Below are 25,452 nucleotides of genomic sequence, written 5' to 3'. Positions count from 1 at the left end.
GTTTACGAGGGAAGGATCAGGGCTTGCGAAAGCTCTTGAGGACGCCAAGGGCGGCCCCGGGGCTTTGCCTGACGGCGCTGCCAACGGTTGTGAGACCATCACTGACACCGCGCCGCATCTCTTGGGGTGTTCTGCCGGTGGCCAGCCGGGTGGCCCCGCCCGTGCCATACATGCTGGTATTGACCATGCCACGCCGTGCAAGTCCGGTGATGCCAACGGCGTTGGAGGCGATACCCATGACCCCTGTGAGGTTTGAAGCAATGTAGGGTACGGAAGCCATGATCCCGGCACTCAGGATCAGAATGACGAGAAACGGCAAGATTAAGCTGACAGTGGCAACATCACCGGGATCAGTGGATGCATCGCCAATGGCTTCGGCGATGGCCACGATGATCCCCGCGGCCCCGGCCGCTGCGACAGGCATCAGGGCATAGCCGATGGTGGCGCGCGCCCACGCCTCAAACAGCGAATGGGTGGGTTTGAACAGGGAGCAAAGGATCATGAAGGGCGCGATCACGATCATCAGCGCGAAGACGATTTTGGCGAATGCAATGATGCCTGCCGTGATGGCGGCAAAGAGGGCGGAGAGCACAAAGAAGATCGCGCCCAGAACCGCACCAAAGACCCAGCCAGCGCCATCTCCGATGGCATCACCATAGGCCGTTATGCGTGCGACCATACGGTCGAGGCTCTCATAGACACCCGCCTCATCGCCGGAGGCCGTCAGATCAAGGATAGCAGCGCCTATGCTGTCGGGCACGTCGGTGGCGATGTTGTAGATGATCTCAAAGTTCGCCCAGGTCTGTGCGAATATCGAAATAAGCAGCAGCTTGATGCCAAAGGCAAAGAAACTGCCAAAGCTCATGGGTCTGAGTTGCATCACGACATTGATGCCAAGAAGGATCAGCAGCAGGGCTGCTCCGGTGGACAATACGTCACCAATCACGGCTGCATTGGTCACAAATCCGGATTGCGCGACCGTATCAACGGCGGCGTCCACTTGGCCAAGGATGTCGCGAATAACCCCCATCAGTTGGCGCAAGCCGCATCGCGGGTGGCGAGCAATTCATCCGCTTGCAGACGCAATTCCGCGACCTTGAACGGCAGCAGTGGATTGTCAGAAGTTACATAGCCTTCAGCCTCCAAGACGACCTCGTCCCAAGGAATTTGGGTGAGATAACATTCACATGAGCCGGTCTCTTTCCAGCGCTCGGCGGCCATAATCCGCAGGATGGCGCGGTAGCCGTTGCGGACATATGGCGACGGATTAAGGCTTGCCGGGGGACGCGGCGCTTCGCAGGCCGAGGGCGTGCCCTCTCCAACCGCCATCGTGGAAAAATCACTGGAATCTGCGTTTGTAAGGCTTGCAAGCGGCAGGGTGAACAGAGCGACGGATGCGACGAGGTGTTTCATTCATCTACCGCCATGGTTCTAAAGCTACGCTCTGCGGCCAGTGTGGAGGCGTCAACAACGCCCAACTGCCCCGCACTGACGCCTTGCGCGGCCTCGAGCCGCCAAATTTGGGTGAGAATGATGCCAAGCTCCGCGGTGACGCGGGTGTTTAAATCGACGGCGGCCTTCAGACCATCTTGGTCATCAATCAGGCCAACCATGGTTTCGAGCCGATCAAGGCTTTCACCCGCCTCTTCGTGGCTTTCTTGCGCTGCCACCGACAGCATGGCACTGGCCCCGGCTTGGGTGGCGATCCGATTGTCGGCGGGCTCGTCAGAGGAGGACAGGCGGGCGAGGGTTTCGGAGGAGAAACCACTGCCTTCGAGCAAGCGCCTGACCTGGCGATCAAGACCGCGGTCGGGTTTGAACCCTGAGAGGAAATCTCCATCCGCAAGACTTCGGGCTGTCTCAATCGGGGCCAGCAGGCTTCCCTTGAGACGTTCAAACTCTTCGATGGTGGCAAAAAGCTCCCCCAGAGCGTTGCCATCAATCAGGGATTTCAGCTGGGCTTCGAGATTGAGGAGTTGCGAGATTTGTGTTTCCAACTCCTGGCGCATGGTGGCCAGTTGCTGAAGCTGCACGTTGAGGTCTGTCGCCATATGCTCAAGTTGCGCGACAAGCTGGCCCAATTGGCTGCCATCAAAGGTTGGCACGCCTTGCGCCGATCCGGGTATCGGCAGGATGGCACTCAGTGAAACTGTCGTGGCGAGAAAAAAACGTCTCATTCAGAAACTCCCATTTGCATGAATTCCCGCTCCGTCAGGCGGTCTGCGGCCAGATGCTGGGCAAAGGCCGCTTCGCGGACCTGATTGGCGGCCATCAACCGGACGCGCAGGCTGAGGACCCGGCCGATCTCGGCCTTGGCATAAGTGTTGAGTTCCCAGGCTGCCTTCGCATTGGGTTGCGCATCGATCTGCTGGATGATCGCGCGCAGTCGGTTGATGACCTGCGTCGTCGTCGCAAAGCTGTCGGCGGCATAATAGACACCGGCATCCGAGATATTGGCGTATTCCGCGAGGGCATAATCAGAGGGCGAGAGCGTACCCAAGGCGTCCGCCCCGCCCACGACCGCGAGATATTCGTTGTAGAATTTTGAGATGTTGCGCACGTAGCCTTGGGTCTCGGCAAAGGGAGGCACGCCGCCATACTCAATCACGCGCCCGGGGCCTGCATTATACGCGGCCAGGGCTTTGGGGATGGTGCCAAAGGCATTAAGTTGGGTGGTGATGTAGCGCGCGCCACCGCGCAGGTTTTCAATCGGGACGTTGGAATTAACACCCATGTCAGAGGCGGTGCCAGGCATAAGCTGGGTGAGACCGTAGGCCCCAACCGGGCTGGTCGCGGTGATGTTGAAGCGACTTTCCTGCTTGATCAGAGCCTGAAACAGACAGCGCCACTGCGTGGGCGACATCCCTGCGCGCGCCACACCCGGCGCACCCGCATATTCCGAGGCGACCTGTACGATCATCATCTCAACGGTTTCGCGCCCCTCCCCAAAGAGGCGCGCATCCATCGGATGATTGGAGGCCTCGGGATAGATCTGATCCGTGCCAAAATCTGCATTGCCTTCAAGGGCTGCAATATTAAAGCCGGGTCCGGTGATGGCAGCGGCCATTTCGTCCAAGACGCGCAGTTGATCGGCTTCCAACTCTTTGATGGTTGCGCCGACACCATCGATGTCGCTCTGTACCCCCAGATCCTCAAGCAGGCTGTCAAAGATCGAGACATTGCGCGCGATTGCCGTGCGATCCGTTGTGGGCACGCCTTGCGCGAAGGCCAGCGCAGGGAGTGTGCTTCTGTAACAGGGTGGTCGAGGTCAAGAGAAATTTTCGACACGAAGCCAATGGCCGAACGGTTAAGTTGGCCACCACGTGCTGCGTCATCGGTGTTGTGAGTTATGGGTAAACGCGTTGCTGGATACGCTGGCGACCGAGTGTTGTCCCGCATCGGGATCGTGCTTCTGTCCGTAGTCAGCGCTGCGGCTGCCACATCATGCCAAGTCCAAGAGCGGTTCCCGCGTGCCTATCTCAACAGCGTCCTCAGACAGCGTGCCTGATGACTAGCGCACTCACGGCATCATCGGGGACCGCGTCCCGGGTTGGGACATCGGTGAACCAGCGCCATCGGGCGCGGCCAAACCTCCTATATTTCAACCTTGTTTTGGGCGTGCATCGCAGAGTTACTCCTATGCAGTAGCAACGTGTGCGGCCTCTTCCCGGGTGAAGCGGAAGTCCGTGCCGTCCTTCCACATACGATGCAGAACCACCCCGATCCGTCGCGCGAGCGCAACAGTGGCGCGCTTTTTGCCCCGCCGCTTGGCGACATTCAGCGCCCATGCGGTCAGCCAGTTCTTGCGGCCGCGATGCAGCATGACCGTCGCTGCCTGGTACAGCGCCGTGCGCAGCCCAACATCGCCAGCCCGAGACACTTGGCCAATGATGTCGCGCTCGCCTGACTGCTCACGTCGCGGGGTCAACCCAACCCACGGACCGATGTCCTTGGAAGATCGGAACCGCTCCGGGTCATCAATAGACGCCTTGACGGTCAGGGCCACGACGGGACCAACCCCAGGCATCGTCATGAGCGAGTGACAGACCGGGTCTTCCTTGGCGTGGTTGCGCAGGAGCTTCTCCAAACTGGCCAGTTCCTGTCGCAGCATCCGTCGTGATGCAAGGATCGGGGTAGCTGCAGCCTCCAGCATGGGATTACCTTCGGTCAGTTCCTGCACCCGCGCTTCAAAGCGACCCTTTGCAACACGTCCCATCTTCAGTCCAAAGTTTCGCAACACACCACGGATCGATAGTTCGAGATTCATCGCCGCCTGCTGGACAGTCTTGCGCGTGGCCAGAAGGGCGCGCATCTCTTGAGCTGATATCGATTTGCAATGGACAGGCCGGTACCAGCCCATCTGCAGCAGCCGTGCAATCCCCTCTGCATCCCGACGGTCCGTCTTGATGGGCATCGCTTTCAGCGCACCCTTCACCTGCCGCGTCTCCATCAGCACTGTGGCAAAGCCTGCGTCGGTCAAATGCCGATAAAGCCATTGCGAGAGAGGACCGGCTTCTAGGCCCACTGCAACAACAGCCCCAGGAATTGCCTTTAGCGTCGCAACAAGGTCCTCCGGTTCACTGACTGCGGTCGTTTCCTTGACGATCTTGCCCTGCGCGCTCACCGTGCAGATCGCAGTGCTTGCGAGAGAGACATCCAATCCGATATAAGTTTCCATGTCGTTGTCCTTTCGTTGTTCAAAACTTGGGGCGCGCATCACAGCACCACCCCGTCGACACGCCGCACAGCGTGCCAAGGGCAACGACACCTCACATCGAACGGTCGATCAACTCACAACGATGCCATTTGGGTCGAACCCTGTTACGGCATCTGAGAACTAGCGCAGATATGTGCCGCGATAATTTCACGCGGCCGGTGCCCCGATGGGCGTGAAGTCACAATCGATGTCTTGCGCGGGTGCGGTGAAGGATAACGGGGTTTGCTCAAATCGTGTCACTTGCACCGCGTTTTTGCGACCCACGCAAGGGGAGGTTGCCTCGGTGTAGCGTTCGCAAGCTGAAAGAGCGGCGGCAAGGGCAAGGAAGGCAAGGCTTGGTCTCATAGATGTCTCCAAAAATCAGGGGTGGTGCGCCAGTCTGGCCCGACAAGGTTTTCGCCAATGCGGCCCCCGCCCAAGATGTTGAGCAGGGGGCCGAGGGCGCTTAGATCCGCATCCACAAAGACTGAATCCCCGGCCGAGCGGACCAGCGCGATGCGCTGTCCGATGGTGGGTTCCGTCAGGAGAGCCGCCTCTTTGGGGTTCACGCGCAGGAAATCAAAATCGGATGGTTTGGCGCGATCATTTGGAAACAGGATCTGGGTCGGGACGGTTTCAACGATGGTTTTGCCGACGCGGCTGCCTTCGAGCTGCGAGGGGTATTGCGTCATCATGATCACGACGCAGTTCATCTTGCGCAATGTGACGAGCCAGTTTTCTAGCCGTGCGCCAAAGTAGGGATCGTCCAGAAGCTTCCAGGCTTCATCAAGCACAATGATGGTGGGGCGCCGGTCCTCAACGACGCGTTCAATCTGACGGAATATGTAGGAGAGCACCGCCATGCGTTCGGTGGTCATGTCGAGGATTTCAGTCATATCAAAGCCGGTGATTTCACCGGAGATGTCGATGGCTTCGCCACCTTCAGGCTCATCAAAGACCCAGCCGTAGCGACCGCCGGGGGCCCATTCAGCGACGCGCGATTGCAGCTCGCCTTCATCATCCAAAGCTTGGAACAGGGTCTCAAAGGAGGCAAAATCCTGCAGGGCTGGACCCGCATTCGCGTTTTGGCCAACGGCATTCTGCACCGCGCGGGACTGCTCGCCGGTAAGGGATCCGTTACGGGTCAAAAGAGTCGAAAGCCAGTCGGAGAGCCATGCGCGACCCCGTTCGTCAACTTCGGTCGCAAGAGGGTTTAGACCTGTGGGCACACCAGCGCGGATCTCTTTATAGCGTCCGCCCAAGGCGCGCACGGCCATCTCAAGCCCGCGATCTTTGTCAAAGAAGAACAGACGCGCGCCAACGCGTTGAGATTGCGCCGCGAGGAACGCGGTTGTGACGGTCTTGCCCGTCCCCGTCCGCCCGAGCACGAGGCTGTGTCCCACGGTTGGTTCCTTGTCGGCCGTGCCCACCTCGTGGAAATTGAACCGGTATCCGGCAGTACCGACGGTCGGCAGGATGGAGATCGGCTGGCCCCAGGGGGATTGATTGCTGCTTCGACCTTCAACACTGCCGTGCAGCGCCGCGAAGTCCGCAAAGTTCACGGATGAGATAGGCGTTTTGCGGGCGCGGTAGCCAAAGTTGCCAGGCGATTGGGCGAAGTAAGTGGCCTTGAGCGCCATGTTCTCGCGCACGATCACGGCCATGATTTCTTGGCCGACCCGTTTGATCTGCGCGGCGGCCTGTTCAAGCGTGTCGCGATCATCGGCATAGACGGCGACGGAGAGATGATGATCACCAAATCCAATGCGGCCCGCTTCCTGATCGTCTGCCGCGACCACAAGCTCTTCACGCAAAGAGACGGCGGCATCATCAGAGGCATGCATCTGGCGGATGATGCGTTGAATCCGCTCGGCCATGATATTGCCGGGGATTGGCGAGAAGGAGTTGGTCAGGACCATATCGAGGGGCAGATCCAACGCGTCGAGCAGCGTGACATCTGTCACCGACGGGTAGCTCTTGATGCTGAAGAGCGATCCAAACTTCTGCTTTCCGGTTGTGGCGCAAGCGATGGTGACAACATCGCCGTCAAAGGTCGCGCGGCTATTGCTCAAGGTATGGGACAGGGGCAGGGCACTTTGACCAAATCCGATGGGTGCAAAGCTGCCTGCGTTCAAAGCGTTGAGATAGCCCAGCCATTCGCCACCCGCACGGGTAAGGCGCACCGGGTTGGCGGAAGACAGGGCCACTTTGAAAAACCCGACCACCTCGTTGAGCTCTTGTACCCGAGCGTCGCGGTCCCTCGCCCAAGCCTTACGAGCCAGAGTGCGGATCAATGGCAAACGCGCTCCGATACTCGGGCGGCGGATAATGCTGAGATAAAGCTGGCGCTTCTTGGGTTGAAGATCGGTGATATGACGCTGCCATCGCCTGTCAAGCTCAGCGGCGAAGCTGTCACCATCTATGGGTGACAACGAGAGATCTTGTGGTACGGATATCCGGTGGATGTAGTAGCCAAAGACATTACCCGTCTGTGCAACAATTGCGGCTACCGCACGTTTAAGGGCGTCCAATTGATCATCGGGCGTGGTCATCGGGTTCATGCCATCAAGGCGCAGAGTTGCCATGAGATCGCCTTCGCGCAGAACCATCACATCGTCGCCGACCAGCGAAAAATACGGCAGATGTTCACCGAGGTAACTCTCTCGGGCAAAGTCTTGGCCACCAGCTTCCAGAACCGCTGAGGCAACGGGACGAGATTTGGTCTGATCAAGCGCCAAAGCTATCCCCTCCCCAGAGCTTACGGTTCTTGGTGGCGCGGACGGTGCCAAAAGACACCCTCAATACCTCAAAGAAATGCGGTTCCTTGTCGGCAACAAACCAGAGAATGGGATAGGCGACGATCCCGATCAGAAAGAAGACCATGGATTTGGTCCAGATGAACGGCAGAACGATCCCCATAGACAAGGCCACCAGGTATCCGACAGGGAGGCCTAGGTACTTTGGCGGCCGCGCGAGGCCTAAGAAGAGAGAGGATCGCTCTGCCATCAGATGTGCTTCCCGCCTAACAAAAAGGATTCATCATTGCGGGAAACACACTTGAGTGTTTCGCATCGAAAGCGGCTATTTTGCGGAACAGTCACTGTGTGGTTCGTGCACATCACGCGAACCCGTCGACGATGGTGCCTGCCGAGAAGATCAGCACGATACCGATGATGACGGATGCGAACCAACCCCAGTTCAGGCGGCCCATCATACACATGAAGCCGGTGCCGATGACCGCGAGTGTTGCCACCGAAATCCCGATGGGGCCGGTCAGGGCAGACTCGACGGATTCTAACATAGTTTGGATCGGAGAGAGGTCTTGAGCCAAAGCAGGTGAGGCCGCCAGGCTGAGCAGAAGGCCCAGCTTGATACATTGACGGGTTATTCGATGTTTGGACATGGGAAGCCTCGCGGGTCAGTTAAGGGTGAGAACAAGCGCCGGTCGATCCGAAGGAGCATCTTGCGCAACTCGGGTCGAGGCATTTGGATTGGGCGATGTAGAAAGGCGGGTGCGGATGCGATTGACGCGCGCGATATAGGTGTGTGTCTCGACAAAAGGCGGAATGCCTTGGTATTCGACAACGCGGTGCGGGCCTGCGTTATAGGCGGCCAACGCCAGATCAATGTCCCGAAAGCTTGCCAACTGCGCGAGGAGATAACGTGCGGCACCATCAAGGTTCTGAGGCATATCATTGCGATCAACGCCAAGGTCCCGCGCGGTTGCCGGCATAAGCTGGCCTAGGCCATAGGCACCAACGGGGCTTTGTGCGGTTGGATTGTAGGCGCTTTCGGCCTCAATCATCGCCTGAAACAGGATCTGCCAATCTCTGGCAGTGAGACCAACGGATGCCAGCGCACGGTTGTTCTGATGGCGCGTGGCAGTTGCTTGAATGGCGGCCAGAATTGCAGGCCGAGCACTGTTTGAGGGCGTCGGAGCGATTAGGCCCCATCGGAAGGTTTCTTCGTAGAACCACGCCAAGGAAGAACGAAGCCTGAACATGGCTTACTGCGTGGTGTTTCTGATGACCTTGTAAGCTGTTGATCTGCCTATGCCGAGATGTTTTGCGGCCTGGGCTACGGATTTTCCGGCACCGACAAGATCTTGGAGGGCTGAGATTGTCTCTGGTGGCAATGTCGGCCGTCCAGGGTTGCGACCATGCTTTCGGGCGTTGATCAGGCCATCTTTGGTGCGCTCTGAGATCAGGCGGCGCTCGAAATGCGCAATGGCCCCGAACACGTGGAATACGAGTTCTCCAGCGGCGGATGTGGTATCGATCCGCTCCTCGAGGCTGATGAGGTTGATCTCTCTGGCTTTGAGGCCGTCAACGGTTTCCAGGAGTTCCTTTAGCGAGCGCCCCAACCGATCAAGGCGGATGACGGCGAGGGTATCGTTGGGTCTGGCCTGATCAAGCAAGGCTGCCAAACCGGGCCGGTTGAACGTCTTGCCGGAGATCACGTCCTCGAACACGCGAATGGCACCGTGTTGCAGCAGCCGGTCTTTTTGGCCGGACAGGTCTTGGTCGGCGGTTGAGACCCTTGCGTATCCGAGGATGTCGCCAGTGCGTGGCATGGTGTCTCCAAAACGGCCGTTTTATGGCCTGAGTTGACATGACCATTCTGAACCCAGTTTGGCACGTCAAATGTGTCTTTTTATCAGTCTCTATAATATTCGGTGTCTTCAAACTTGCAACAACGTTTTGAGGACACCTTATGGGCCGTAGACTTCTTTCATCCCGCGCGTATGCGGACCTTTTCGGGGTGCCGACAGATTCTGACGCTTTGATTCGCCGCTATCTGCTGAGCGGAGATGACATTGATCTGATCCGTACTCGCCGCCGCGCCGAAAACCACCTTGGTGTTGCGGTACATATTTGCTTGCTGCGCTACCCCGGCTTGGGGTGGAGCGAAGGTATGATGCCGCCAGCTGAACTGATCGCCTGGCTTGCCGAACAACTTCAGGTCGGCACCTGTTCTCTCGACGACTATGCCGTCAGGCGAAATACGCGGCATGAACACCATGCCCTCGCGATGCGCCATTTGGGGCTGTCCCCTTTCGGACCTGAACATGTGCAGCAGGCAGAGGATATCGCCACGAGTGCGGCCTTCGCAACGGATCATGGCGTGAAAATTGTAGAGACGCTGATTGCGGATTTGCGCAAGCACCATCTGGTATTACCAAGCGTAGACACGCTTGAGCGCCTCGCCTTGAAGGGCCGAGCGCGCGCCCGGCGTGCGGCTGCCGCGGCGCTGTTTGATGCCCTCTCACTGGAGCAGCGTGACCATTTGCAGGCGCTCTTGGTGAATGACCCGTCCGTAGGGCAAACGCGGCTCACATGGTTGCGCGGCTTTCCGCACTCGACCAGCCCGGCCAGCATGGCCGCGCTTCTGGACCGCTTGAAATATCTGCGATCATTGAATCTGCCGCCAGATCTTGGCCAGGGTCTGCACCCGGACCGTCTGCTCAAGTTTGCGCGTGAAGGCGCTGTAGCGCCCGTCAGCTTGCTGAACGATTTTGGCGAGCGGCGGCGGATCGCAACGCTCGCGGCACAGACGGCGGATTTATCCATCACGATCACCGACGCGACGATCGCCATGTTCGAGCGACTGACCGGCCAGCTCTTCTCAAGATCCCGCAACCATCAGGAGGAGGTTTGGCGTATGGGGAAGACTCGGGTTGGCAAGCTGATGCAACTCTTCGGTGCATCCATTGATGCCATGGCCCGCGCGCAGGACACGGGGCAAGATCCCTTTGCTGCGCTGGATGAGGACGTTGGGTGGGACATTCTCTTGGGCAAGCGTGACGAAATTGCCGACTTCGGGGAGCTGGCAACCAGTGATCCGCTTTCTCTGGCGGCTGAGCGCTATGCCTATATGCGCAGGTTCGCCCCTGCCTTTCTGGAGACTTTCCAGTTCAATGCCACTGATGCGGGGGATGACCTCAAAGATGCAATCGCCTTGCTGCGTGATCAGAACCGCACTGGCAAACGCAAGTTGCCCGATGATCTGCCCATGCCGTTCGCCGCCAAGCATTGGCCGTCGTTGATCTACCACAACGGTCAACCACAGCGGCGCGTGTACGAAACCGCCGTTGTGTCCACCTTGCGAGACCGTCTGCGTGCGGGAGATGTTTGGGTCGATGGCAGTCGCGAATATCGCCGGTTCGACAGCTATCTGATGCCCCGGGATACAGCGGAAACTGTCATGCGCGACGCGGGCTTTGAGACAGATCCGGGAGTATGGCTGACGGATCGTCGTGCCATGTTGGCGAAACGTTTGGCCCAGGTGGATCGCGCCCTGAAACGCAATGCGCTCTCTGGTGTCCGAATTGAGCGCGGGCGGTTGAAAATTACGCCGCATGACGCGGTCACACCGCCCGCTGCGTCGCGCTTGGAACGGGCGATTGACGCCCTGATGCCGCGCATCCGCATCACGGAATTGCTCTGGGAGGTAAATGCACAGACCGGGTTCCTCGATGCCTTCACTGACCTGCGGTCTGGCAAGCAGCACGATGAGCCCGCCGCCGTTCTGGCCACGATCCTTGCAGGGGCCACCAATCTTGGCTTGGAGCGGATGGCCCACGCTTCATCACGTGTCAGCCATGCGCAGCTGACTTGGGCGCAGACATGGTACCTTCGGCCCGAGACGTTCGCGGATGCCTTGGGCCGCATTGTCGATAGTAATCATGGCCTGCCCTTCGCGCAACATTGGGGCGCAGCGGCGCACAGCTCATCGGATGGCCAGTTTTTCTCTGCCAATCGTGGCAGTGGCCTTATCAACGCCAAATACGGGCCAGACCCTGGCCTGAAAATCTACTCCTTCCTGTCTGGCCAGTACGGATCGTTCCATTCCAGCGTCATCGGGGCGACCGCAGGAGAAGCGCCATTTGTGCTCGACGGCCTTCTGAGCAACCCAGCCAGCTTCGACCCCCTCGTTCACTACACAGATACTGGCGGCGTATCGGATCACGTCTTCGCCTTGTTCCATCTGTTGGGAATGACGTTTGCGCCGCGCTTGCGCGACTTTCCCGATCGGCGGTTGGCATGCTTCGGTGGCGCGAAGTCGTGGCCCACCCTGTCACCCCTCATCGGGAAGCCAATCAACGAAGAGGTGATCCGGCAGCATTGGGGCGATATCATGCGGCTCGCGGCCAGCATTCGGGACAAGTCTCTGAAACCGTCTGAAATCCTGCGCAAGCTTGGGGCGTACCGCCAGCAAAACCGGCTCTACCTCGCCTTGGGTGAAATCGGTCGAATCGAACGCACGCTCTTCATGCTCGACTGGATCGAGAACGCCGACCTGCGCATGGAATGCCATGCGGGCTTGAACAAGGGTGAAGCGCGCCACTCGCTGGCGAAAGCCGTCTTTGCCCACTCACAAGGGCGCATTCATGATCGCTCTGACGCGGCACAACAGAAACGCGCCATGGCACTCAACCTCGTCATTGCTGCCATCACGTTCTGGAACACGATCTATATGGACAGAGCGGCCAGCCACCTCGCGCAGACCAGCCCGTTCTACGACGCCAAGCTGCTTCCGCATACCTCGCCGCTCGGGTGGGAACACGTCATCCTCTCCGGCGACTTCGATTGGCATTCTGGGGCCGCTGGCCGCAAAATTGCGCGGCCGCTAAACATCAGACCAGCCAGAGACTGGGGAACGTGAAGATGTTCTCTGAAAGTTCCCCCTTAGCGTGGTTCTACGAAGAAACCTTCCGATGGGGCCATTACAGCGGTCGCCGCCCCGTCCCGCTCATCGTGAAACGTCCAGTTCGAGGATCTAGTGAACCCGCCCTTGATCACCAGAAGATCCGCCGAGCACGGCGTCGCCATCCAGCTTACTGACATCAAGATCAATAGAGACCGGCTTGCCGTCTCCGTAAGCGTTGTGGTGATTAACCAACCCGGGCCAGATCGCGAACTTGCGTACTTCGGGTCCGTGTTTTTGGACCTTAGTCGCCACGAGGATAAGCTCTTCGTCGCCCACGGAGTAGATGCACTGATAGCGCGGCTTTCCATCTCCCGTGACCTCGACAAGCTCATACCGACAGCTGAACGCTACCTTCCTCTCGATGAGGTCCTTCACACCATCCAAGGTGATCAAACTAAGGTGTCTTGCTATTGGCATGGTCTCTCCCCTTGAGAGACCTTCTACATTAATCATTCCAAACAAAATACAAGATTGGAGTCAATACATACAAAAAGGACAAAATATAAAAAACGTTGAAATTGATGAAAGAGGCGATATTCTGCCTATAGTTGAAGTGACTTTGCGAGAGTACAATCATGAAGAAGTGGATTTTAGCAGGTGTCCTGGCCGGAGTGATTCTCCCCGTTCAGGTAAGAAAGGCCCATGCCTACGATATGGATTGCGCCATCATGCTCTGCATGGCGGGTGGCTTTCCGCCGAGTGCTGTCTGTGCAGCCGCGTTTAGAACCATGATCCGGCGCATTACGCCTTGGCCCAGTAGACCTCCATTCGGGGTTTGCACCTATGCAGCCGTTCCCGTCGCACTCGGTGGGCCGGGCGGTGAAGCAGATTTGGATATTTCGACATCGGAATATGCCTGGCTGAGGAAAACCCGCGTCTTGTGGTGGCAGGGGGCCTACACGAACGGGCGCGATGGTCCACAATGGAGTTGGTCACTGAGATCTTGCGATGGTGAAAACCGCACGTGTCGATACATCAGCCGCCAGTATGGCTCCTATACGCCTTGGCCAAGTTCCATACTCTCTGAAAACGGGCAGAGCATTCTGACGCTTGGGGCAGGCCGTGCTGTGATGATGGAATACAGTGACTATGAGGGCGCAATGGATCATTCGGAGTGGTTTCGATACTAATTCAGCGTTCGCGAACCTTTGAAGTCGCAATGTCGCGAACCGTGATCATGGTCTCAGGAATGTTTTCCAAACCCTTCTCCCAATATCGAATAATTTCGCCGTTGTTCCAAGTGTAGTCGCTCCAAACCACAACGGCGGACTCGTCAGAAAGAATGACGCCTTCTTGAACAATATTCGCCTTTAGGCGTTTGGGTTTCTTGGGGCTTGGTTTTGAATTTTCATCGGCGATTTCCATTGGGCGAAACACTCCCTTTTCTTTATCGAAGCGTTGTACAAACTGGAAAGGCTCGTCACCGACAAGCAGCCAAGACGGCACGACATTCAAGGCCGTCGCGATCCTCTCAACCATGTCTAAACTGGCTGAATTCTTCGCATTTTCCAGCTTGCCCATATAGCCACGATTGATCTTCGCCATCAGTGCAAGATCTTCCTGACTAATGCCGCGCTCGCGGCGCAGTTTTTGAATGTTGAGGCCCACTTGGTGACGAAGTTTCATGCGACTGAAAACGCCACAGTGGATCACATTTAGCCACTCACTATATTATACATTCGTTCGGTTGGGTGGATTAAAAGTATATGTTTTTAAACGGAAAATCTAAAAATTAAAAAGGGGCGACACTGAGAAGGTCAGTGCCGCCAGTACTTCACCCACAGGGAGGAGGTAGAGGATGAAATTCAAATGCGCATAATCAGGGTTATGTTAATGTTTGTGCGTTTTCATTTACACAGCTTCCAGCGCGATTGCGATGCCTTGGCCTACGCCAATACACATGGTCGACAACGACATTTCGCCGGGCCTTAACTCCAGCATTGCGGTTCCTGTAATTCGTGCACCAGACATGCCGAGTGGATGTCCTAGAGCAATCGCACCGCCATTTGGGTTTACGCGAGGATCATCATCTGCGATCCCGAGAGCGCGGAGAGTCGCCAAGCCTTGGGAAGCAAATGCCTCATTGAGTTCGATCACTGCAAAGTTTTCTTGCTTGAGGCCCAAGCGCTGCATCAGCTTTTTTGAGGCTGGAGAGGGTCCGAAGCCCATGATGCGGGGTGCAACACCCGCGGTGGCGCCGCCAAGGACTTTTGCGATTGGTGTCAGGCCGTGCTTTGCTGCCGCCTCTTTGGTCGCGAGAATAATTGCGGCTGCTCCATCATTCACACCCGAGGAGTTTCCCGCCGTCACAGTGCCATCGGCCTTGACGAAGGTTTTGAGTTTGGCCAAATCGCTCGGCGTCGTGCCCGGGCGCGGATGTTCGTCCTCGGCGACAATGATCGGATCGCCCTTTCGCTGGGGAATCTGGACAGGCACAATTTCACGCGCAAGGCGTCCGCTGATCATTGCATGGCCGGCTTTTTGCTGCGAACGCAGGGCGAATGCATCCTGATCCGCGCGATTGATATTGAAATCTTCGGCCACATTTTCAGCGGTTTCGGGCATCGAATCGACGCCATGCTGGGCCTTCATCAATTTGTTTACGAAGCGCCAGCCAATCGTGGTGTCCTCGACCGAGGTGGCGCGCGAAAATGCTGAGGTGGCTTTCGGCATCACGAACGGCGCGCGGGACATGCTTTCGACGCCGCCAGCGATGATGATGCTGGCCTCGCCGGCTTTGATCGCGCGGGCCGCAGTGATGACCGCATCCATACCCGAACCGCAGAGCCGGTTTATCGTCGTGCCTGGGACGGTTTCCGGGTACCCGGCCAATAGCAGCGACATACGTGCCACATTGCGGTTGTCCTCTCCGGCCTGGTTCGCACAGCCGAAGATCACTTCGTCGACAGCAGCTAGATCTAGGTTTGGGTTTCGGCTGGCCAGGGCCCTGAGTGGGATTGCGCCAAGATCGTCGGCTCGCACAGAAGAAAGCGCGCCGCCATAGCGACCGATTGGTGTGCGGATGTAATCGCAGATGTAGACGTTTGTCATTCTTAGAGTGCCTTTGTCATATCCGGGACGGCGTCGAACAGGTCTGCGACCAGGCCGTAGTCGGCGACCTGGAAGATCGGGGCCTCTTCGTCCTTGTTGATGGCGACGATGACTTTGCTGTCCTTCATGCCTGCAAGGTGTTGAATTGCCCCGGAAATTCCGACCGCGATGTACAGTTCGGGCGCCACGACCTTGCCGGTCTGGCCGACCTGCCGGTCGTTGGGCGTGAACCCGCTGTCCACAGCCGCGCGCGAGGCTCCGACAGCGGCCCCCAGCTTGTCCGCAAGTGCTTCAATAATCTGGAAATTTTCCTCGGAACCCACGCCGCGGCCACCCGAGACCACGATCTTGGCCGAGGTCAGTTCCGGGCGATCCGACGCCGCGACCTTGTCCTCGACCCAGGCGCTCAGGCCCGCGTCGCCAGCGGCGGCGATAACTTCCACGGCGGCCGAACCACCCTGGCCCGCCGCGTCGAACGCGGTGGTGCGGACGGTCAGTACCTTCTTGGAATCGCTGGATTTTACCGTCTGCATCGCGTTGCCCGCGTAGATCGGGCGTTCAAACGTGGCGCCGTCCACGACCGCGGTCACGTCCGACAGAACCATCACGTCCAGCAGCGCCGCGACGCGCGGCAGGATGTTTTTCGCGCTCGCCGTGGAGGGAGCAACGATATGTTCATAATTGCCTGCCAGGCTGACCACCAGATCGGCAACCGGCTCGGCCAGGCCGTTGGCGTAGGCCGCGTCATCCGCGACCAGAACCTTCGCCACGCCGTCGATCTTCGACGCGGCTTCGCTTGCGGCAGCGGGGCCCGCAACCAGAACGGTCACATCGCCCAGCGATTTGGCAGCGGTCACCGCCTTGGCGGTGGCGTCCAGCGCCAGTGCACCACCGGCGATTTCTGCAAGGAGAAGAACAGCCATTACACGATCCCCTTTTCTTTCAGCTTCGACACCAACTCGTCGACCGAACCAACCATTTCCCCGGCCGAACGCGCGGCGGGCTCTGCCGTCTTGACGACGGTCAGGCGCGGCGTGACATCGACGTCGAAATCGGCGGCGGTCTTCTCGTCCAGCGGTTTTTTCTTTGCTTTCATGATGTTGGGTAAAGAGGCATAGCGCGGCTCGTTCAGGCGCAGGTCGGCGGTGACGATCGCCGGCAGCTTCACCTTGATGGTCTGCAGACCGCCGTCCACTTCACGGGTCACGACGGCATGTTCGCCCTCGATCGCCAGTTCCGAGGCATAGGTCGCCTGACCCCAGCCCAGCAGGGCGGCCAGCATCTGGCCGGTCGCGTTCATGTCGTTGTCGATCGCCTGCTTGCCTGCGATTACCAGGCCCGGCGCCTCGGCGTCGATCACGGCCTTCAGGATCTTGGCAACGGCCAGCGGCTCGATGTCTTGGTGCACGTCGTCAGCGGCCAGAACCAGGATCGCCCGGTCCGCGCCCATCGCCAGCGCCGTGCGCAGCGTTTCCTTCGCCTGCTTCACGCCGATCGAGACGACGACAACCTCGTCCGCCTTGCCCGCTTCCTTCAACCGGATCGCCTCTTCGACCGCAATCTCGTCGAACGGGTTCATCGACATCTTCACATTCGCGAGATCAACTCCGCTCCCGTCCGCCTTCACGCGAACCTTCACATTGTAGTCAATTAGGCGTTTTATAGGCGCAATTATTTTCATTGGCGTTTATCATCTTGGAAATTTGCAATGGCGGTAACGGCCCGGATTCCAGGCCGTTACTTGGGATGGGTCCCTGTCAATTCGCAGTATAACCGCCATCTACTACAATCTCTGCTCCGTGAACGAACGATGACTCATCCGATGCGAGGAACAGGACCGCATTCGAAACCTCTTCAGGTTTGCTTGGCCGCTTGAGTAGCGTCGCCCCCAGAATTGCCTGCCGGGTCTCTTCGTCGGCGTGTAGCAGATCTTTTGTCATGGGAGTATCGATGACACCGGGATGGATCGAATTGACACGTATGCCACTTTCGGCCAGGTCGACTGCGCAGGATTTGGTCAACATCCGTACGGCGCCTTTGGATCCAATGTAGGCTCCCGCCGAAGCGGCGCCAACAATCCCATAGATTGAAGAAATATTGATAATAGATGCTTTTTCGGCCTCTTTCATCAATGGAACCGCGGCTCGGATGCCGAGATAAATACCGCGTACATTGACGTTGAACGTCATGTCAAATTCGTCAGGCGAGGTTTCGTGGAGCGGCTTAAGAATGAGAATGCCAGCGTTGTTCACTAGCACATCAAGCCGACCGGCAATTGATTCTACCGTAGAGATGACATTCTTCCAATCTTCTTCAAGCGTCACATCATGTTGAATGAATTCGGCCTTCCCTCCGGCTTCAGTGATGCCTTTTACTACGCTTTCACCCGCGTCCGTATCACGGTCGGTTACAAATACATGCGCACCTTCACGTGCCAACGTTTCACAATGGGCTTTTCCCATGCCCATCGCGCCACCTGTTACCAGTGCGACTTTTCCGGATACCCGTTCCATAGCTCTCTCCCTAGTTTTCATGGACAAAATAAATTGGTTCCGCCGGAGATTCTGGATGCTCCGGCGGAGTTTTCACGCCTTCTCGGCAACGCGGTTGCGCATCAGAGATGCATAGCCGTCATCTTTCACCCCATTAATGGCATTGCGATAATTGCCAATTCCGGCCATGTAGAACATAACTGCATTCTTCTTTCCGGGGATATTCGCACCGAAGATCCAGCTTTCAGCTTTGGGGAAGAGTGTCATGTCGGCGATTTCACGGCAGGTGCCAACCCAAGCGTCGCGCGCTTCCACGGTTGGCTCCACACTTTGAACCCCCTCTTCTTCCATTGCGCAAATCGTGTCAGCGATCCATTCAACTTGCGTCTCAATGCTGGGGGGCAGGTTAGTGAAGGGGCCATTAGGGCCAAGGATCATGAAGAAGTTCGGGAAGTCGACCTCCATCATGCCGAGGTAACCGAGCGGGCCTTCCTTCCAAGTGTCGCGCATGGTCACGCCTCCGCGTCCGCGCAGGTCCATTTTGACGTAATTGCCGTCGACCGCATCGAAACCAGTGGCAAAGATTACGATGTCAAGCTCATGCTCCTCGCCGCTTTCGAGACGTATGCCGTTCGGAGTGAATTCTGCGATCGGATCGGCCTTCACGTCGGCGAGGGTCACGTTGTCTCGGTTGTAGACCTCGTAATAATTGTTTCCGCAAAGCGGGCGCTTGGCGTAAAGGTCCTTCGGCGTCAGTTTCTCTGCGACCTTGGGGTCCTTCACGATTTGCTTGATCTTGCCCTTGATGAAGTCAGCGGCCGCATCATTGGCCACTTGGCTGGTCGCAATATCGCAAAAGGTGCCAAACATGAAATAGAAACCACCGCCGCGCTGCCAGGCGGCTTCGAAGACCCGCTCCCGTTCCTCGGGGGAGGTGGTTTCGGCGGGTTCGACGCTTTCTTCGAAGCCGAAGGCCACAACAGAATTCTTCACTTGATCCCAGATTTTATCGTAGTTCGCCTTCTGCTCGGCGATGGTAGCATCGTCTTGCGGGGTGTTCCCAATCGGCACGACATATTGTGCAGAGCGCTGAAAAACAGTCAGGTGTTTTGCAACTGGTGCCGTTGCAGTGATAACCTGCACACCGGTCGAGCCGGTGCCGATAATGCCCACGCGTTTGTTGCTCAAGTCCACGCCCTCGGGCCAGGCACCTGTGTGTAAGACACGGCCTTTGAAATCACCGATGCCCTTGAATTTTGGAACATTCGTTGCGGACAAGAGACCGAGGCCAGTGACAAGGTATTTGGCGGTAACTGTCTCACCACTATCAGTGATCACGTTCCAGAGACCGGTTTTTTCATTATAGTGCGCGCCGTCCACCTTGGTGTCGAACTTGTAGCTGCGTCGGAGATCGAGATGATCCGCCACCTCGTTCATGTATTTGAGGATCTCGGGCTGGGTCAGATACCGGGTTTTCCAGCGGCCTTTTTGAAGCAACTCTTTGTCAAAAGAATAGCGGTAGACATAGCTTTCCGTGTCTGACAGCGCACCGGGATATCGGTTCCACCACCAGGTGCCGCCAACGTCACTGGCGCTGTCATAGCCCCGGACGTTCAGTCCCTGCTCGTTGCGAAGTTTGTGGACGGCGTAAAGCCCGCCGAAGCCCGCGCCAATGACGACTGCGTCGAAATCCGCTCCGACCGTTTTAGTATTCTCAGTCTGAATGTTCATGTCACTCCTCCCAGAGTAAGACCGCTCCGCCCCGCAGATTGCGGGTGAGATGCCAGATGAATGTGTCGTAGGGGTTTGTCTCGCACCGCACCGCAATGCAGTGCGAGTACAGGTGTCAGAGGGCCCGATACCATGCGGCGATGCGACCAAGTTCCTCGTTCGCCTCGGGCGCGCGTCCCGAAAGCGCGGGAAAGACATGCTGCATGCCTTCGACGATAGACAGGGTCACGTTTACGCCCTGCGCCTTGGCCTTTTCGTGCAACCGTTCGGCATCGCTCTTAAGCGTCTCGGCCCCTCCGGCATTGATATAAAGCGGCGGGTAACCGGTGAAATCGTTCTCCAGCGGGTTGGCCAACGGATTAAGCGGATCAGTGCCTTCACCGAGGAACATCCCCGCCATCGCTTCGAGGATCGGTTTGCCGACTAGCGCATCGGTTTCCGCGTTGGTTTCCAGTGTTTCCCCGCGCATCGCCATGTCGAGCCAGGGCGAATAGGCGATGACCGCTCCGGGCAGTGGCAACCCAAGTTCGCGTAATTTCAGCACGCTGGCGATGGCAAGATTGCCGCCAGCACTGTCGCCAGCGGTCAGAATATTTCTTGCCTTGAACCCCTTATCCAGCAGCGCTTTGTATGCGGCTACTGCATCTTCGATCTGCGCCGGAAATGGGTGCTCGGGTGCGCGCCGATAGTGCAGGATCACCGACGTAACCCCAAGTACCTTAGCGAGGTGCCCTGCCATTTTTCGATGACTATCGGCTGAGCCGACGGCAAAGCCGCCACCATGAGTGTAAACAATTACACGCGAGGTATCTGCCCCGGCTGGTAGGGCCCAGATAGCCTCAACTCCTCCGACATGATCGCTTTTGTAGCTAACGTTTTCCGGCTCTTGTGCGGGCTGCCCCCATTCATCGAACATGCTGCGCAGGTTCGCGATCGTCAGGTCTGGGTTCTCGACCATCTGATCGGTCCAATTCTGATAAAGCGCCCGCAGCGTATCGGCTTCTCTACTGATTTCCATGTTTATCCTCCCAAGCATAACATTTGGCAAAGCCACCACCTGACGTCGCCAATCTCGAAGACGTCAAACGGCCAACGGCATACGCCAATTACCTCATATTAAGGGCGAAAAATGCGCCATGTATTGAACATTCCTGCTTTGGAAATTGTATGATCTTGCTCAGCCTGTCGTGAGGCAGATATGCCCGTTACTAGGCTCTGTTGCACAAATCCCGTGTGGGATTCATCTTATGAATCCAGCGTGGTAGCTGAGGTGCATGAGCAGACCGACATCCCCGACATACAAGACCAGGAACTGGCCCGCTTATAACGAAGCGCTCAAGCGCCGTGGCTCGCTGACGATCTGGTTCGACCCCGAGATGAGCTGGGAGGCCGTGCCGACAGGCAGCAGGGGCCGGCAGCAGAGCTACAGCGACGCCGCGATCCAGACCTGTCTTTCGATGAAGGTCCTGTTCGGCATGGCCTTGCGACAGGCGACCGGGTTCGTCGAGAGCCTGTTGCGGCTGATCGGTCTCGACTGGACGGTGCTCGACTTCAGCACCCTGTCCCGGCGCCAGAAGACCCTGGCCGTGAACATCCCGTATCGCGGCTCCAAGGGGCCGTTGCACTTGTTGGTGGACAGCACGGGGATCAAGGTTGAAGGTGAAGGTGAGTGGCATGCCCGCAAGCATGGCGGCCCCAAGCGACGGGTCTGGCGCAAGATCCACCTCGGGGTCGACGAGCAAACGTTGGAAGTGCGCGCTGTTGAGATCACCGGGAGCCACATCGGTGACGCGCCAGTGTTACCCGACCTTCTTGAACAGATCCCGGCAGACCAGCAGTGTCACGGCTGACGGCGCGTATGGCACACGAAAATGCCACGACGCGATTGCGGACCGTGGCGTCCACGCCGTTATCCCGCCACGCAAGAACGCAAAGTCATGGAAGACCATCACCGCCGGAGCCGTGGCGCGAAACGAGGCCCTGCGCGCGGCGAAATACCTGGCCCGCGCGCTCTGGCGACGATGGAGCGGATACCACCGCCGAAGCCGCGTCGAGACGAAGATGCACTGTGTTAAGTTGCTGGGGCAGCGCCTTATGGCGCGGGACTTTGACTGTCAGGTCGCGAAAACCCTTTCTAAATAACGAGGCACCCTCCAGTCGCAAGGATCCTCTTTGACAAGCGCGCTAAAGAGCGCGGCCAACCGATCCTTGCCGATATTTTTGGCGTGGTGCATCAGGCCTCCCCGCCAGCGGGGAAATCCGTAGCCGTGAATCATTACTAGGTCGATGTCTTGCGGTTTTTCTGCGATGCCTTCGTCAAGGATATCACAGGCTTCCGCCACCATTGCGAGCAAGAGCCTTTCTACGATTTCGTCAGCTGAGAACTCCCGGCGAGTGAAGTTCATTTCTTCTGAGACACGGAGTATTTCGCTAGCGACCAGCTCCGAAGGTGAGGGTTCGCCGTCCGGCCCATAGTCGTACCATCCGGCGCCCGATTTGTGTCCTAGGCGTTTGTGCTTTTCGACCAACCGCTCGACCAAGGGCACGTGACCACAGCAGTTCCCTTCTGCAGCGGCCTTGCGACGGATATTCGCGTAGGCGATGTCCAGCCCCGACATGTCCTGTGCAGCATATGGACCCATCGCCATACCGAATCCGCGCATAGCCGCGTCGATCTCGTCGACAATAGCCCCCTTCACCAGAAGGCGATTAGCGGCGTGACGGTAGCTAGACAAAATTCGGTTTCCGATGAAGCCATCGCAAACACCAGACAGTACCGGGATTTTACCAAGCCTGCGCGCCAGCACAAATGCTGCACCTAATGTATCGTCTGACGTTCGGTCGCTCCTGACGACTTCCAGAAGCTTCATAATATGCGCAGGACTGAAGAAATGAATCCCTACAAAGCGTGCTGGGTGCTTCAACCCATCAGAAAGCCGATTTACATCGAGATAGGATGTGTTTGTGGCAATAATCGTCTCGGGCGGCAGAGCACCTTCGAGTTCGGTCAAGATCGCGCTCTTGACCGCAAAATCCTCGAAGGCCGCCTCGATTGCTAGATCGGTTGGTGGCAGAGCGTCATAGCCTGAGACCGTAACCAGCCGGTCCTCAACCGCCTTTCCCGCATCGGGGGACAGAATGCCGCGACTGATACCCTGATCAATCAGCTTTTGCAGGTTTTCTCTGGCCCACTCTGCGGACGAGGCACTGCGTTCGACGACAGTCACCGAGATCCCTGCGGTCGCTAGCGTGTACGCAATAGCTGCTCCCATATTGCCACCACCGACCACGATGGCGGTTTCAGCATCTCGGGAAGGTCGGGGGTAGGTGCGCCCCTTGTTGGTTGCGGTTCGCTCGGTGAAGAAAACGTGCCTAAGGGCCCGCGCCTGATCCGAGGCACGAAGGTCCAAAAACGCAGCGCGCTCGCTGGCCAGTGCGTCGTGCAGCGGCGTCATCGCGCTGGCCGCGACCAGGTCCACCGCAACATGCGGCGCATTCTGGCCAGGCATACGCCGCGCTACCTGCGCGCGGGCGACTTCCGCTGCGAAGTGGTTTGGCATTGGTGAAGGAAGATTGTCGGGTGCCTGTGCCGCCTCTAGAACAGCGTCATCGAGAGCTATGGCCGCGCCAAGCGGGTCATCGGCTAGCAGCTGGATCAGTCCTATTTTCAGTGCCTGCTCGGCGGAAACAGCCTTCCCGGTGACGATCATGTCAAGCGCAGCTTCAATACCGATAAGTCGCGGCAGTCTTTGGGTTCCCCCTGCGCCAGGCACGATCCCCAAGTTTACCTCTGGCAGGCCCAGTTTGGTAGAAGTTGAGGCGATTCGATAGCAGCAAGCCAGAGCAATCTCTAGTCCCCCACCAAGCGCAGCCCCGTTGATGGCTGCGATAGTCGGAATCGGAAGGTGCGCAAGTTGCAACAGCACGTCATTTAGTTGTGGATCAACAGGCAACTGTCCGAATTCCTTCGCATCCGCGCCCGCGACGAACGTCGTTCCTGCGCCGGTGATAATCAGCCTGGTAGCACCAGTTTCGAGGACTTGGAAGATACAGTGTTGTATTCCAGCCCGAACCTCCGCGTTGATTAGGTTAAGCGGCGAATTGTCTATGGTCAGAATTGCTGCGCCATTTGAGAAGCTTAATTCAACAGGCATGGGCATCCTCACAGCACTGGCGCTCGATTGCGCGAGATAAATTTGGTAATGAGATAGCCTTCGAAGGTTTCTGTCCCGCCTTCAGTCCCATAGCCGCTGTCTCTTACGCCGCCAAACGGAGTCTCGGGCAGAGCCAGGCCGAACTGGTTGATGCTTACCATACCTGCTTGCAAACCCGCAGCTGCTTTATCTGCACGCTCCAACGAATTGGTAAAGACATAGGATGCCAGCCCGAAGGGTAGCCCGTTGGCCCGCGACAGACCGTCCTCTATGTCACGAAAAGACGAGACGACAGCAATCGGTCCAAAGGGTTCTTCGCGCATCAAGTCGATGTCGTCGTTGGGCGTATCGACGACTGTCGGGGCATAGAAGTTACCATGATTCCCAATCCTTTTGCCTCCCGTCAACACCCGTGCACCGTTTTCGCGGGCATCCTCGACGAGCTTTTCCATCGCATTCACGCGTCCGCGATGACACAATGGCCCCATCTGTGTGCCCTCGGCTAAACCATCGCCGACCTTTACGCTCTCAAATGCTGAAACCAATTCGGACAGAAATCGGTCGTAGATGCCTTGTTGTACGTAAAACCGGGTTGGGGCGATGCACACCTGGCCTGCATTGCGCAGCTTGTTGACCGCCAAGGCGCGCGCCGCGGCCGTGGCATCGGCGTCGTCGAACACCAATACAGGCGCGTGACCGCCGAGTTCCATCGTCGCCCGCTTCATATGGCGGCCAGCCAATTCTGCCAGATGTTTGCCCACCTCGACCGAACCGGTGAAGGTGACCTTGCGCACCTCGGGGCGCGCAATAAGAGTTTCCGAAATGAAGGCCGCATTACCCCAGACAAGGTTCAGACAGCCTTCGGGCAAGCCTGCATCCAGCAGATAGCGAGCAATTGCCATGCAGCCCGCCGGAGCCTCTGCCGGGGCTTTCAAGATCATCGTGCAACCTGACGCAAGCGCCGCCGCGACCTTGCGTACCGCTTGGCTCAGCGGAAAATTCCAAGGCGTGATGGCAAGGCAGACGCCTATCGGTTCGCGCACGACAAGCTGCTGTACCCGCGGGCTGCGTGATGGAATGATGCGCCCATAAATGCGCCGACATTCCTCGGCGTGCCAGTCGACGTGGTCAGCCGAGGAGCGGACCTCAGCCAAAGCCTCAACCAGCGGCTTGCCTTCATCGAGTGTGATCCAGCCAGCGATCAGTCTGTCATTTTGGCGCAGCAGGTCGGCAAACCGCCGCAAAATCGCACTTCGTTCCATGGGAGAACTGTTTTTCCATCGGCGAAAAGCTGATTCGGCCGAGTGAACCGCATGGTCTAGATCTGCGGCGCTAGCCTGCGGAATCTGTCCGATAGTTTGCCCGTTTGCAGGGTTTATGACTGCACGATCCTCCGGGGTGGGAGAAGCGATCCAGTCCCGTCCGATGAGGTGCTGGATGGTCGGATAATTCATTTCTTTCATGGCGTTATGCCCTCGCTTAGTTGTGTCATCCGCAGGATCCGGCACGAAGGGGGCCAGGTGGATGACCTTAGTTTTCCGCATAGCGGAAAAGTTTACTGCAGTATTGACGCGGACGTTATCGATCGTTTAGATGTGTTTCAAGACGCATAATTCTT

Annotated in this window: 22 protein-coding genes and 1 pseudogene; 3 read left to right on the top strand and 20 right to left on the bottom strand. The window is 57.7% G+C overall.

The window, feature by feature from the left end:
* Nucleotides 1-16: 16 nt before the first annotated feature.
* The 10 genes from LOKVESSMR4R_RS19475 to LOKVESSMR4R_RS19425 all read right to left on the bottom strand — a co-directional run bounded on the left by LOKVESSMR4R_RS19475 (nt 17) and on the right by LOKVESSMR4R_RS19425 (nt 9,269).
* Nucleotides 17-1,030, bottom strand: coding sequence for a type IV secretion system protein (locus LOKVESSMR4R_RS19475; protein WP_087213705.1), 1,014 nt, complete (start codon nt 1,028-1,030; stop codon nt 17-19).
* Nucleotides 1,030-1,413, bottom strand: a complete 384-nt coding sequence (locus LOKVESSMR4R_RS19470; protein ID WP_237331979.1) for a hypothetical protein — start codon at nt 1,411-1,413, stop codon at nt 1,030-1,032. Before LOKVESSMR4R_RS19470 ends, LOKVESSMR4R_RS19475 begins: the two co-directional genes overlap by 1 nt.
* The gene (locus LOKVESSMR4R_RS19465) at nt 1,410-2,177 is read right to left on the bottom strand and encodes a type IV secretion system protein (protein ID WP_087213703.1); all 768 of its coding nucleotides are present in this window, start codon (nt 2,175-2,177) and stop codon (nt 1,410-1,412) included. The genes LOKVESSMR4R_RS19470 and LOKVESSMR4R_RS19465 overlap by 4 nt, the downstream gene beginning before the upstream one ends.
* Nucleotides 2,174-3,067 carry a lytic transglycosylase domain-containing protein gene (locus LOKVESSMR4R_RS19460; RefSeq protein ID WP_237331978.1) on the bottom strand — a complete coding sequence of 298 codons (894 nt, stop codon included), beginning with the start codon at nt 3,065-3,067 and terminating at the stop codon, nt 2,174-2,176. Before LOKVESSMR4R_RS19460 ends, LOKVESSMR4R_RS19465 begins: the two co-directional genes overlap by 4 nt.
* 570 nt (nt 3,068-3,637) lie before the next feature.
* Complete coding sequence (locus LOKVESSMR4R_RS19455; protein WP_087213186.1) at nt 3,638-4,678, bottom strand: IS110 family transposase; 1,041 nt, start codon at nt 4,676-4,678, stop codon at nt 3,638-3,640.
* Nucleotides 4,679-5,058: 380 nt separating this feature from the next.
* A complete protein-coding gene (locus LOKVESSMR4R_RS19445; RefSeq protein WP_087213694.1) occupies nt 5,059-7,434 on the bottom strand; it encodes a type IV secretion system protein B4 in 2,376 nt (791 codons plus the stop codon).
* Nucleotides 7,424-7,702, bottom strand: a complete 279-nt coding sequence (locus LOKVESSMR4R_RS19440) for a type IV secretion system protein VirB3 (protein WP_087213690.1) — start codon at nt 7,700-7,702, stop codon at nt 7,424-7,426. The genes LOKVESSMR4R_RS19445 and LOKVESSMR4R_RS19440 overlap by 11 nt, the downstream gene beginning before the upstream one ends.
* 112 nt (nt 7,703-7,814) lie before the next feature.
* Entirely contained in the window at nt 7,815-8,099 is a 285-nt protein-coding gene (locus LOKVESSMR4R_RS19435) for a TrbC/VirB2 family protein (protein WP_087213687.1), read from the bottom strand.
* Nucleotides 8,100-8,114: 15 nt separating this feature from the next.
* Nucleotides 8,115-8,699, bottom strand: a complete 585-nt coding sequence (locus LOKVESSMR4R_RS19430) for a lytic transglycosylase domain-containing protein (protein WP_087213685.1) — start codon at nt 8,697-8,699, stop codon at nt 8,115-8,117.
* A gap of 3 nt (nt 8,700-8,702) precedes the next feature.
* On the bottom strand, nt 8,703-9,269 hold the full coding sequence (locus LOKVESSMR4R_RS19425) for a recombinase family protein (RefSeq protein WP_087212234.1): 567 nt from the start codon (nt 9,267-9,269) through the stop codon (nt 8,703-8,705).
* A 140-nt stretch (nt 9,270-9,409) separates the two neighbouring features.
* Between LOKVESSMR4R_RS19425 and LOKVESSMR4R_RS19420 the strand changes: the two genes are divergently transcribed.
* Entirely contained in the window at nt 9,410-12,361 is a 2,952-nt protein-coding gene (locus LOKVESSMR4R_RS19420; protein WP_087212231.1) for a Tn3 family transposase, read from the top strand.
* A 114-nt stretch (nt 12,362-12,475) separates the two neighbouring features.
* On the opposite strand, the gene LOKVESSMR4R_RS19415 is transcribed toward LOKVESSMR4R_RS19420, so the two are convergent.
* Nucleotides 12,476-12,823, bottom strand: a complete 348-nt coding sequence (locus LOKVESSMR4R_RS19415; protein ID WP_237331977.1) for a hypothetical protein — start codon at nt 12,821-12,823, stop codon at nt 12,476-12,478.
* 158 nt (nt 12,824-12,981) lie between these two features.
* Here LOKVESSMR4R_RS19415 and LOKVESSMR4R_RS19410 point away from each other — a divergent pair, with 158 nt between their 5' ends.
* Complete coding sequence (locus LOKVESSMR4R_RS19410; RefSeq protein ID WP_087213677.1) at nt 12,982-13,536, top strand: hypothetical protein; 555 nt, start codon at nt 12,982-12,984, stop codon at nt 13,534-13,536.
* 1 nt (nt 13,537) lies between these two features.
* On the opposite strand, the gene LOKVESSMR4R_RS19405 is transcribed toward LOKVESSMR4R_RS19410, so the two are convergent.
* From LOKVESSMR4R_RS19405 to LOKVESSMR4R_RS19375, 7 genes are all read right to left on the bottom strand, one after another.
* Nucleotides 13,538-14,032 (bottom strand): helix-turn-helix domain-containing protein, encoded by a 495-nt coding sequence (locus LOKVESSMR4R_RS19405; RefSeq protein WP_087213673.1) that lies wholly within the window; start codon nt 14,030-14,032, stop codon nt 13,538-13,540.
* A 225-nt stretch (nt 14,033-14,257) separates the two neighbouring features.
* Entirely contained in the window at nt 14,258-15,457 is a 1,200-nt protein-coding gene (gene pcaF, locus LOKVESSMR4R_RS19400; protein ID WP_087213671.1) for a 3-oxoadipyl-CoA thiolase, read from the bottom strand.
* A 2-nt stretch (nt 15,458-15,459) separates the two neighbouring features.
* Nucleotides 15,460-16,380: an electron transfer flavoprotein subunit alpha/FixB family protein gene (locus LOKVESSMR4R_RS19395; protein ID WP_087213668.1), complete on the bottom strand. Its 921-nt coding sequence runs from the start codon at nt 16,378-16,380 to the stop codon at nt 15,460-15,462.
* On the bottom strand, nt 16,380-17,138 hold the full coding sequence (locus LOKVESSMR4R_RS19390) for an electron transfer flavoprotein subunit beta/FixA family protein (RefSeq protein ID WP_087213665.1): 759 nt from the start codon (nt 17,136-17,138) through the stop codon (nt 16,380-16,382). The genes LOKVESSMR4R_RS19395 and LOKVESSMR4R_RS19390 overlap by 1 nt, the downstream gene beginning before the upstream one ends.
* A gap of 76 nt (nt 17,139-17,214) precedes the next feature.
* The gene (locus LOKVESSMR4R_RS19385; protein ID WP_087213662.1) at nt 17,215-17,970 is read right to left on the bottom strand and encodes an SDR family NAD(P)-dependent oxidoreductase; all 756 of its coding nucleotides are present in this window, start codon (nt 17,968-17,970) and stop codon (nt 17,215-17,217) included.
* A gap of 72 nt (nt 17,971-18,042) precedes the next feature.
* The gene (locus LOKVESSMR4R_RS19380; RefSeq protein ID WP_067261950.1) at nt 18,043-19,680 is read right to left on the bottom strand and encodes a flavin-containing monooxygenase; all 1,638 of its coding nucleotides are present in this window, start codon (nt 19,678-19,680) and stop codon (nt 18,043-18,045) included.
* Between the two features lie 115 nt (nt 19,681-19,795).
* Nucleotides 19,796-20,698 carry an alpha/beta hydrolase gene (locus tag LOKVESSMR4R_RS19375; protein WP_087213774.1) on the bottom strand — a complete coding sequence of 301 codons (903 nt, stop codon included), beginning with the start codon at nt 20,696-20,698 and terminating at the stop codon, nt 19,796-19,798.
* 256 nt (nt 20,699-20,954) lie between these two features.
* On the opposite strand from LOKVESSMR4R_RS19375, the pseudogene LOKVESSMR4R_RS19370 reads away from it, so the two are divergent.
* A pseudogene (locus LOKVESSMR4R_RS19370) lies at nt 20,955-21,807 on the top strand (IS5 family transposase); the annotation flags it as partial.
* Here the strand turns inward: LOKVESSMR4R_RS19370 and LOKVESSMR4R_RS19365 are convergent.
* On the bottom strand, nt 21,795-23,834 hold the full coding sequence (locus LOKVESSMR4R_RS19365) for an FAD-dependent oxidoreductase (protein ID WP_231886290.1): 2,040 nt from the start codon (nt 23,832-23,834) through the stop codon (nt 21,795-21,797). The pseudogene LOKVESSMR4R_RS19370 and the gene LOKVESSMR4R_RS19365 overlap by 13 nt on opposite strands.
* An 8-nt stretch (nt 23,835-23,842) precedes the next feature.
* Complete coding sequence (locus LOKVESSMR4R_RS19360; protein WP_231886289.1) at nt 23,843-25,297, bottom strand: NAD-dependent succinate-semialdehyde dehydrogenase; 1,455 nt, start codon at nt 25,295-25,297, stop codon at nt 23,843-23,845.
* Between the last annotated feature and the right edge of the window lie 155 nt (nt 25,298-25,452).

The sequence above is a fragment of the Yoonia vestfoldensis genome (assembly GCF_002158905.1).
Taxonomy (GTDB): Bacteria; Pseudomonadota; Alphaproteobacteria; order Rhodobacterales; family Rhodobacteraceae; genus Yoonia; species Yoonia vestfoldensis_B.
This window is presented reverse-complemented; position numbering and strand designations above follow the sequence as displayed.

What these genes read in the sequence shown, in the direction of transcription:
- LOKVESSMR4R_RS19475 (WP_087213705.1), bottom strand. Translation starts at nt 1,030, where the DNA reads ATGGGGGTTATTCGCGACATCCTTGGCCAAGTGGACGCCGCCGTTGAT.
- LOKVESSMR4R_RS19470 (WP_237331979.1), bottom strand. Translation starts at nt 1,413, where the DNA reads ATGAAACACCTCGTCGCATCCGTCGCTCTGTTCACCCTGCCGCTTGCA.
- LOKVESSMR4R_RS19465 (WP_087213703.1), bottom strand. Translation starts at nt 2,177, where the DNA reads ATGAGACGTTTTTTTCTCGCCACGACAGTTTCACTGAGTGCCATCCTG.
- LOKVESSMR4R_RS19460 (WP_237331978.1), bottom strand. Translation starts at nt 3,067, where the DNA reads ATGGCCGCTGCCATCACCGGACCCGGCTTTAATATTGCAGCCCTTGAA.
- LOKVESSMR4R_RS19455 (WP_087213186.1), bottom strand. Translation starts at nt 4,678, where the DNA reads ATGGAAACTTATATCGGATTGGATGTCTCTCTCGCAAGCACTGCGATC.
- LOKVESSMR4R_RS19440 (WP_087213690.1), bottom strand. Translation starts at nt 7,702, where the DNA reads ATGGCAGAGCGATCCTCTCTCTTCTTAGGCCTCGCGCGGCCGCCAAAG.
- LOKVESSMR4R_RS19435 (WP_087213687.1), bottom strand. Translation starts at nt 8,099, where the DNA reads ATGTCCAAACATCGAATAACCCGTCAATGTATCAAGCTGGGCCTTCTG.
- LOKVESSMR4R_RS19430 (WP_087213685.1), bottom strand. Translation starts at nt 8,699, where the DNA reads ATGTTCAGGCTTCGTTCTTCCTTGGCGTGGTTCTACGAAGAAACCTTC.
- LOKVESSMR4R_RS19425 (WP_087212234.1), bottom strand. Translation starts at nt 9,269, where the DNA reads ATGCCACGCACTGGCGACATCCTCGGATACGCAAGGGTCTCAACCGCC.
- LOKVESSMR4R_RS19420 (WP_087212231.1), top strand. Translation starts at nt 9,410, where the DNA reads ATGGGCCGTAGACTTCTTTCATCCCGCGCGTATGCGGACCTTTTCGGG.
- LOKVESSMR4R_RS19415 (WP_237331977.1), bottom strand. Translation starts at nt 12,823, where the DNA reads ATGCCAATAGCAAGACACCTTAGTTTGATCACCTTGGATGGTGTGAAG.
- LOKVESSMR4R_RS19410 (WP_087213677.1), top strand. Translation starts at nt 12,982, where the DNA reads ATGAAGAAGTGGATTTTAGCAGGTGTCCTGGCCGGAGTGATTCTCCCC.
- LOKVESSMR4R_RS19405 (WP_087213673.1), bottom strand. Translation starts at nt 14,032, where the DNA reads ATGAAACTTCGTCACCAAGTGGGCCTCAACATTCAAAAACTGCGCCGC.
- pcaF (WP_087213671.1), bottom strand. Translation starts at nt 15,457, where the DNA reads ATGACAAACGTCTACATCTGCGATTACATCCGCACACCAATCGGTCGC.
- LOKVESSMR4R_RS19395 (WP_087213668.1), bottom strand. Translation starts at nt 16,380, where the DNA reads ATGGCTGTTCTTCTCCTTGCAGAAATCGCCGGTGGTGCACTGGCGCTG.
- LOKVESSMR4R_RS19390 (WP_087213665.1), bottom strand. Translation starts at nt 17,138, where the DNA reads ATGAAAATAATTGCGCCTATAAAACGCCTAATTGACTACAATGTGAAG.
- LOKVESSMR4R_RS19385 (WP_087213662.1), bottom strand. Translation starts at nt 17,970, where the DNA reads ATGGAACGGGTATCCGGAAAAGTCGCACTGGTAACAGGTGGCGCGATG.
- LOKVESSMR4R_RS19380 (WP_067261950.1), bottom strand. Translation starts at nt 19,680, where the DNA reads ATGAACATTCAGACTGAGAATACTAAAACGGTCGGAGCGGATTTCGAC.
- LOKVESSMR4R_RS19375 (WP_087213774.1), bottom strand. Translation starts at nt 20,698, where the DNA reads ATGGAAATCAGTAGAGAAGCCGATACGCTGCGGGCGCTTTATCAGAAT.
- LOKVESSMR4R_RS19365 (WP_231886290.1), bottom strand. Translation starts at nt 23,834, where the DNA reads ATGCCTGTTGAATTAAGCTTCTCAAATGGCGCAGCAATTCTGACCATA.
- LOKVESSMR4R_RS19360 (WP_231886289.1), bottom strand. Translation starts at nt 25,297, where the DNA reads ATGAAAGAAATGAATTATCCGACCATCCAGCACCTCATCGGACGGGAC.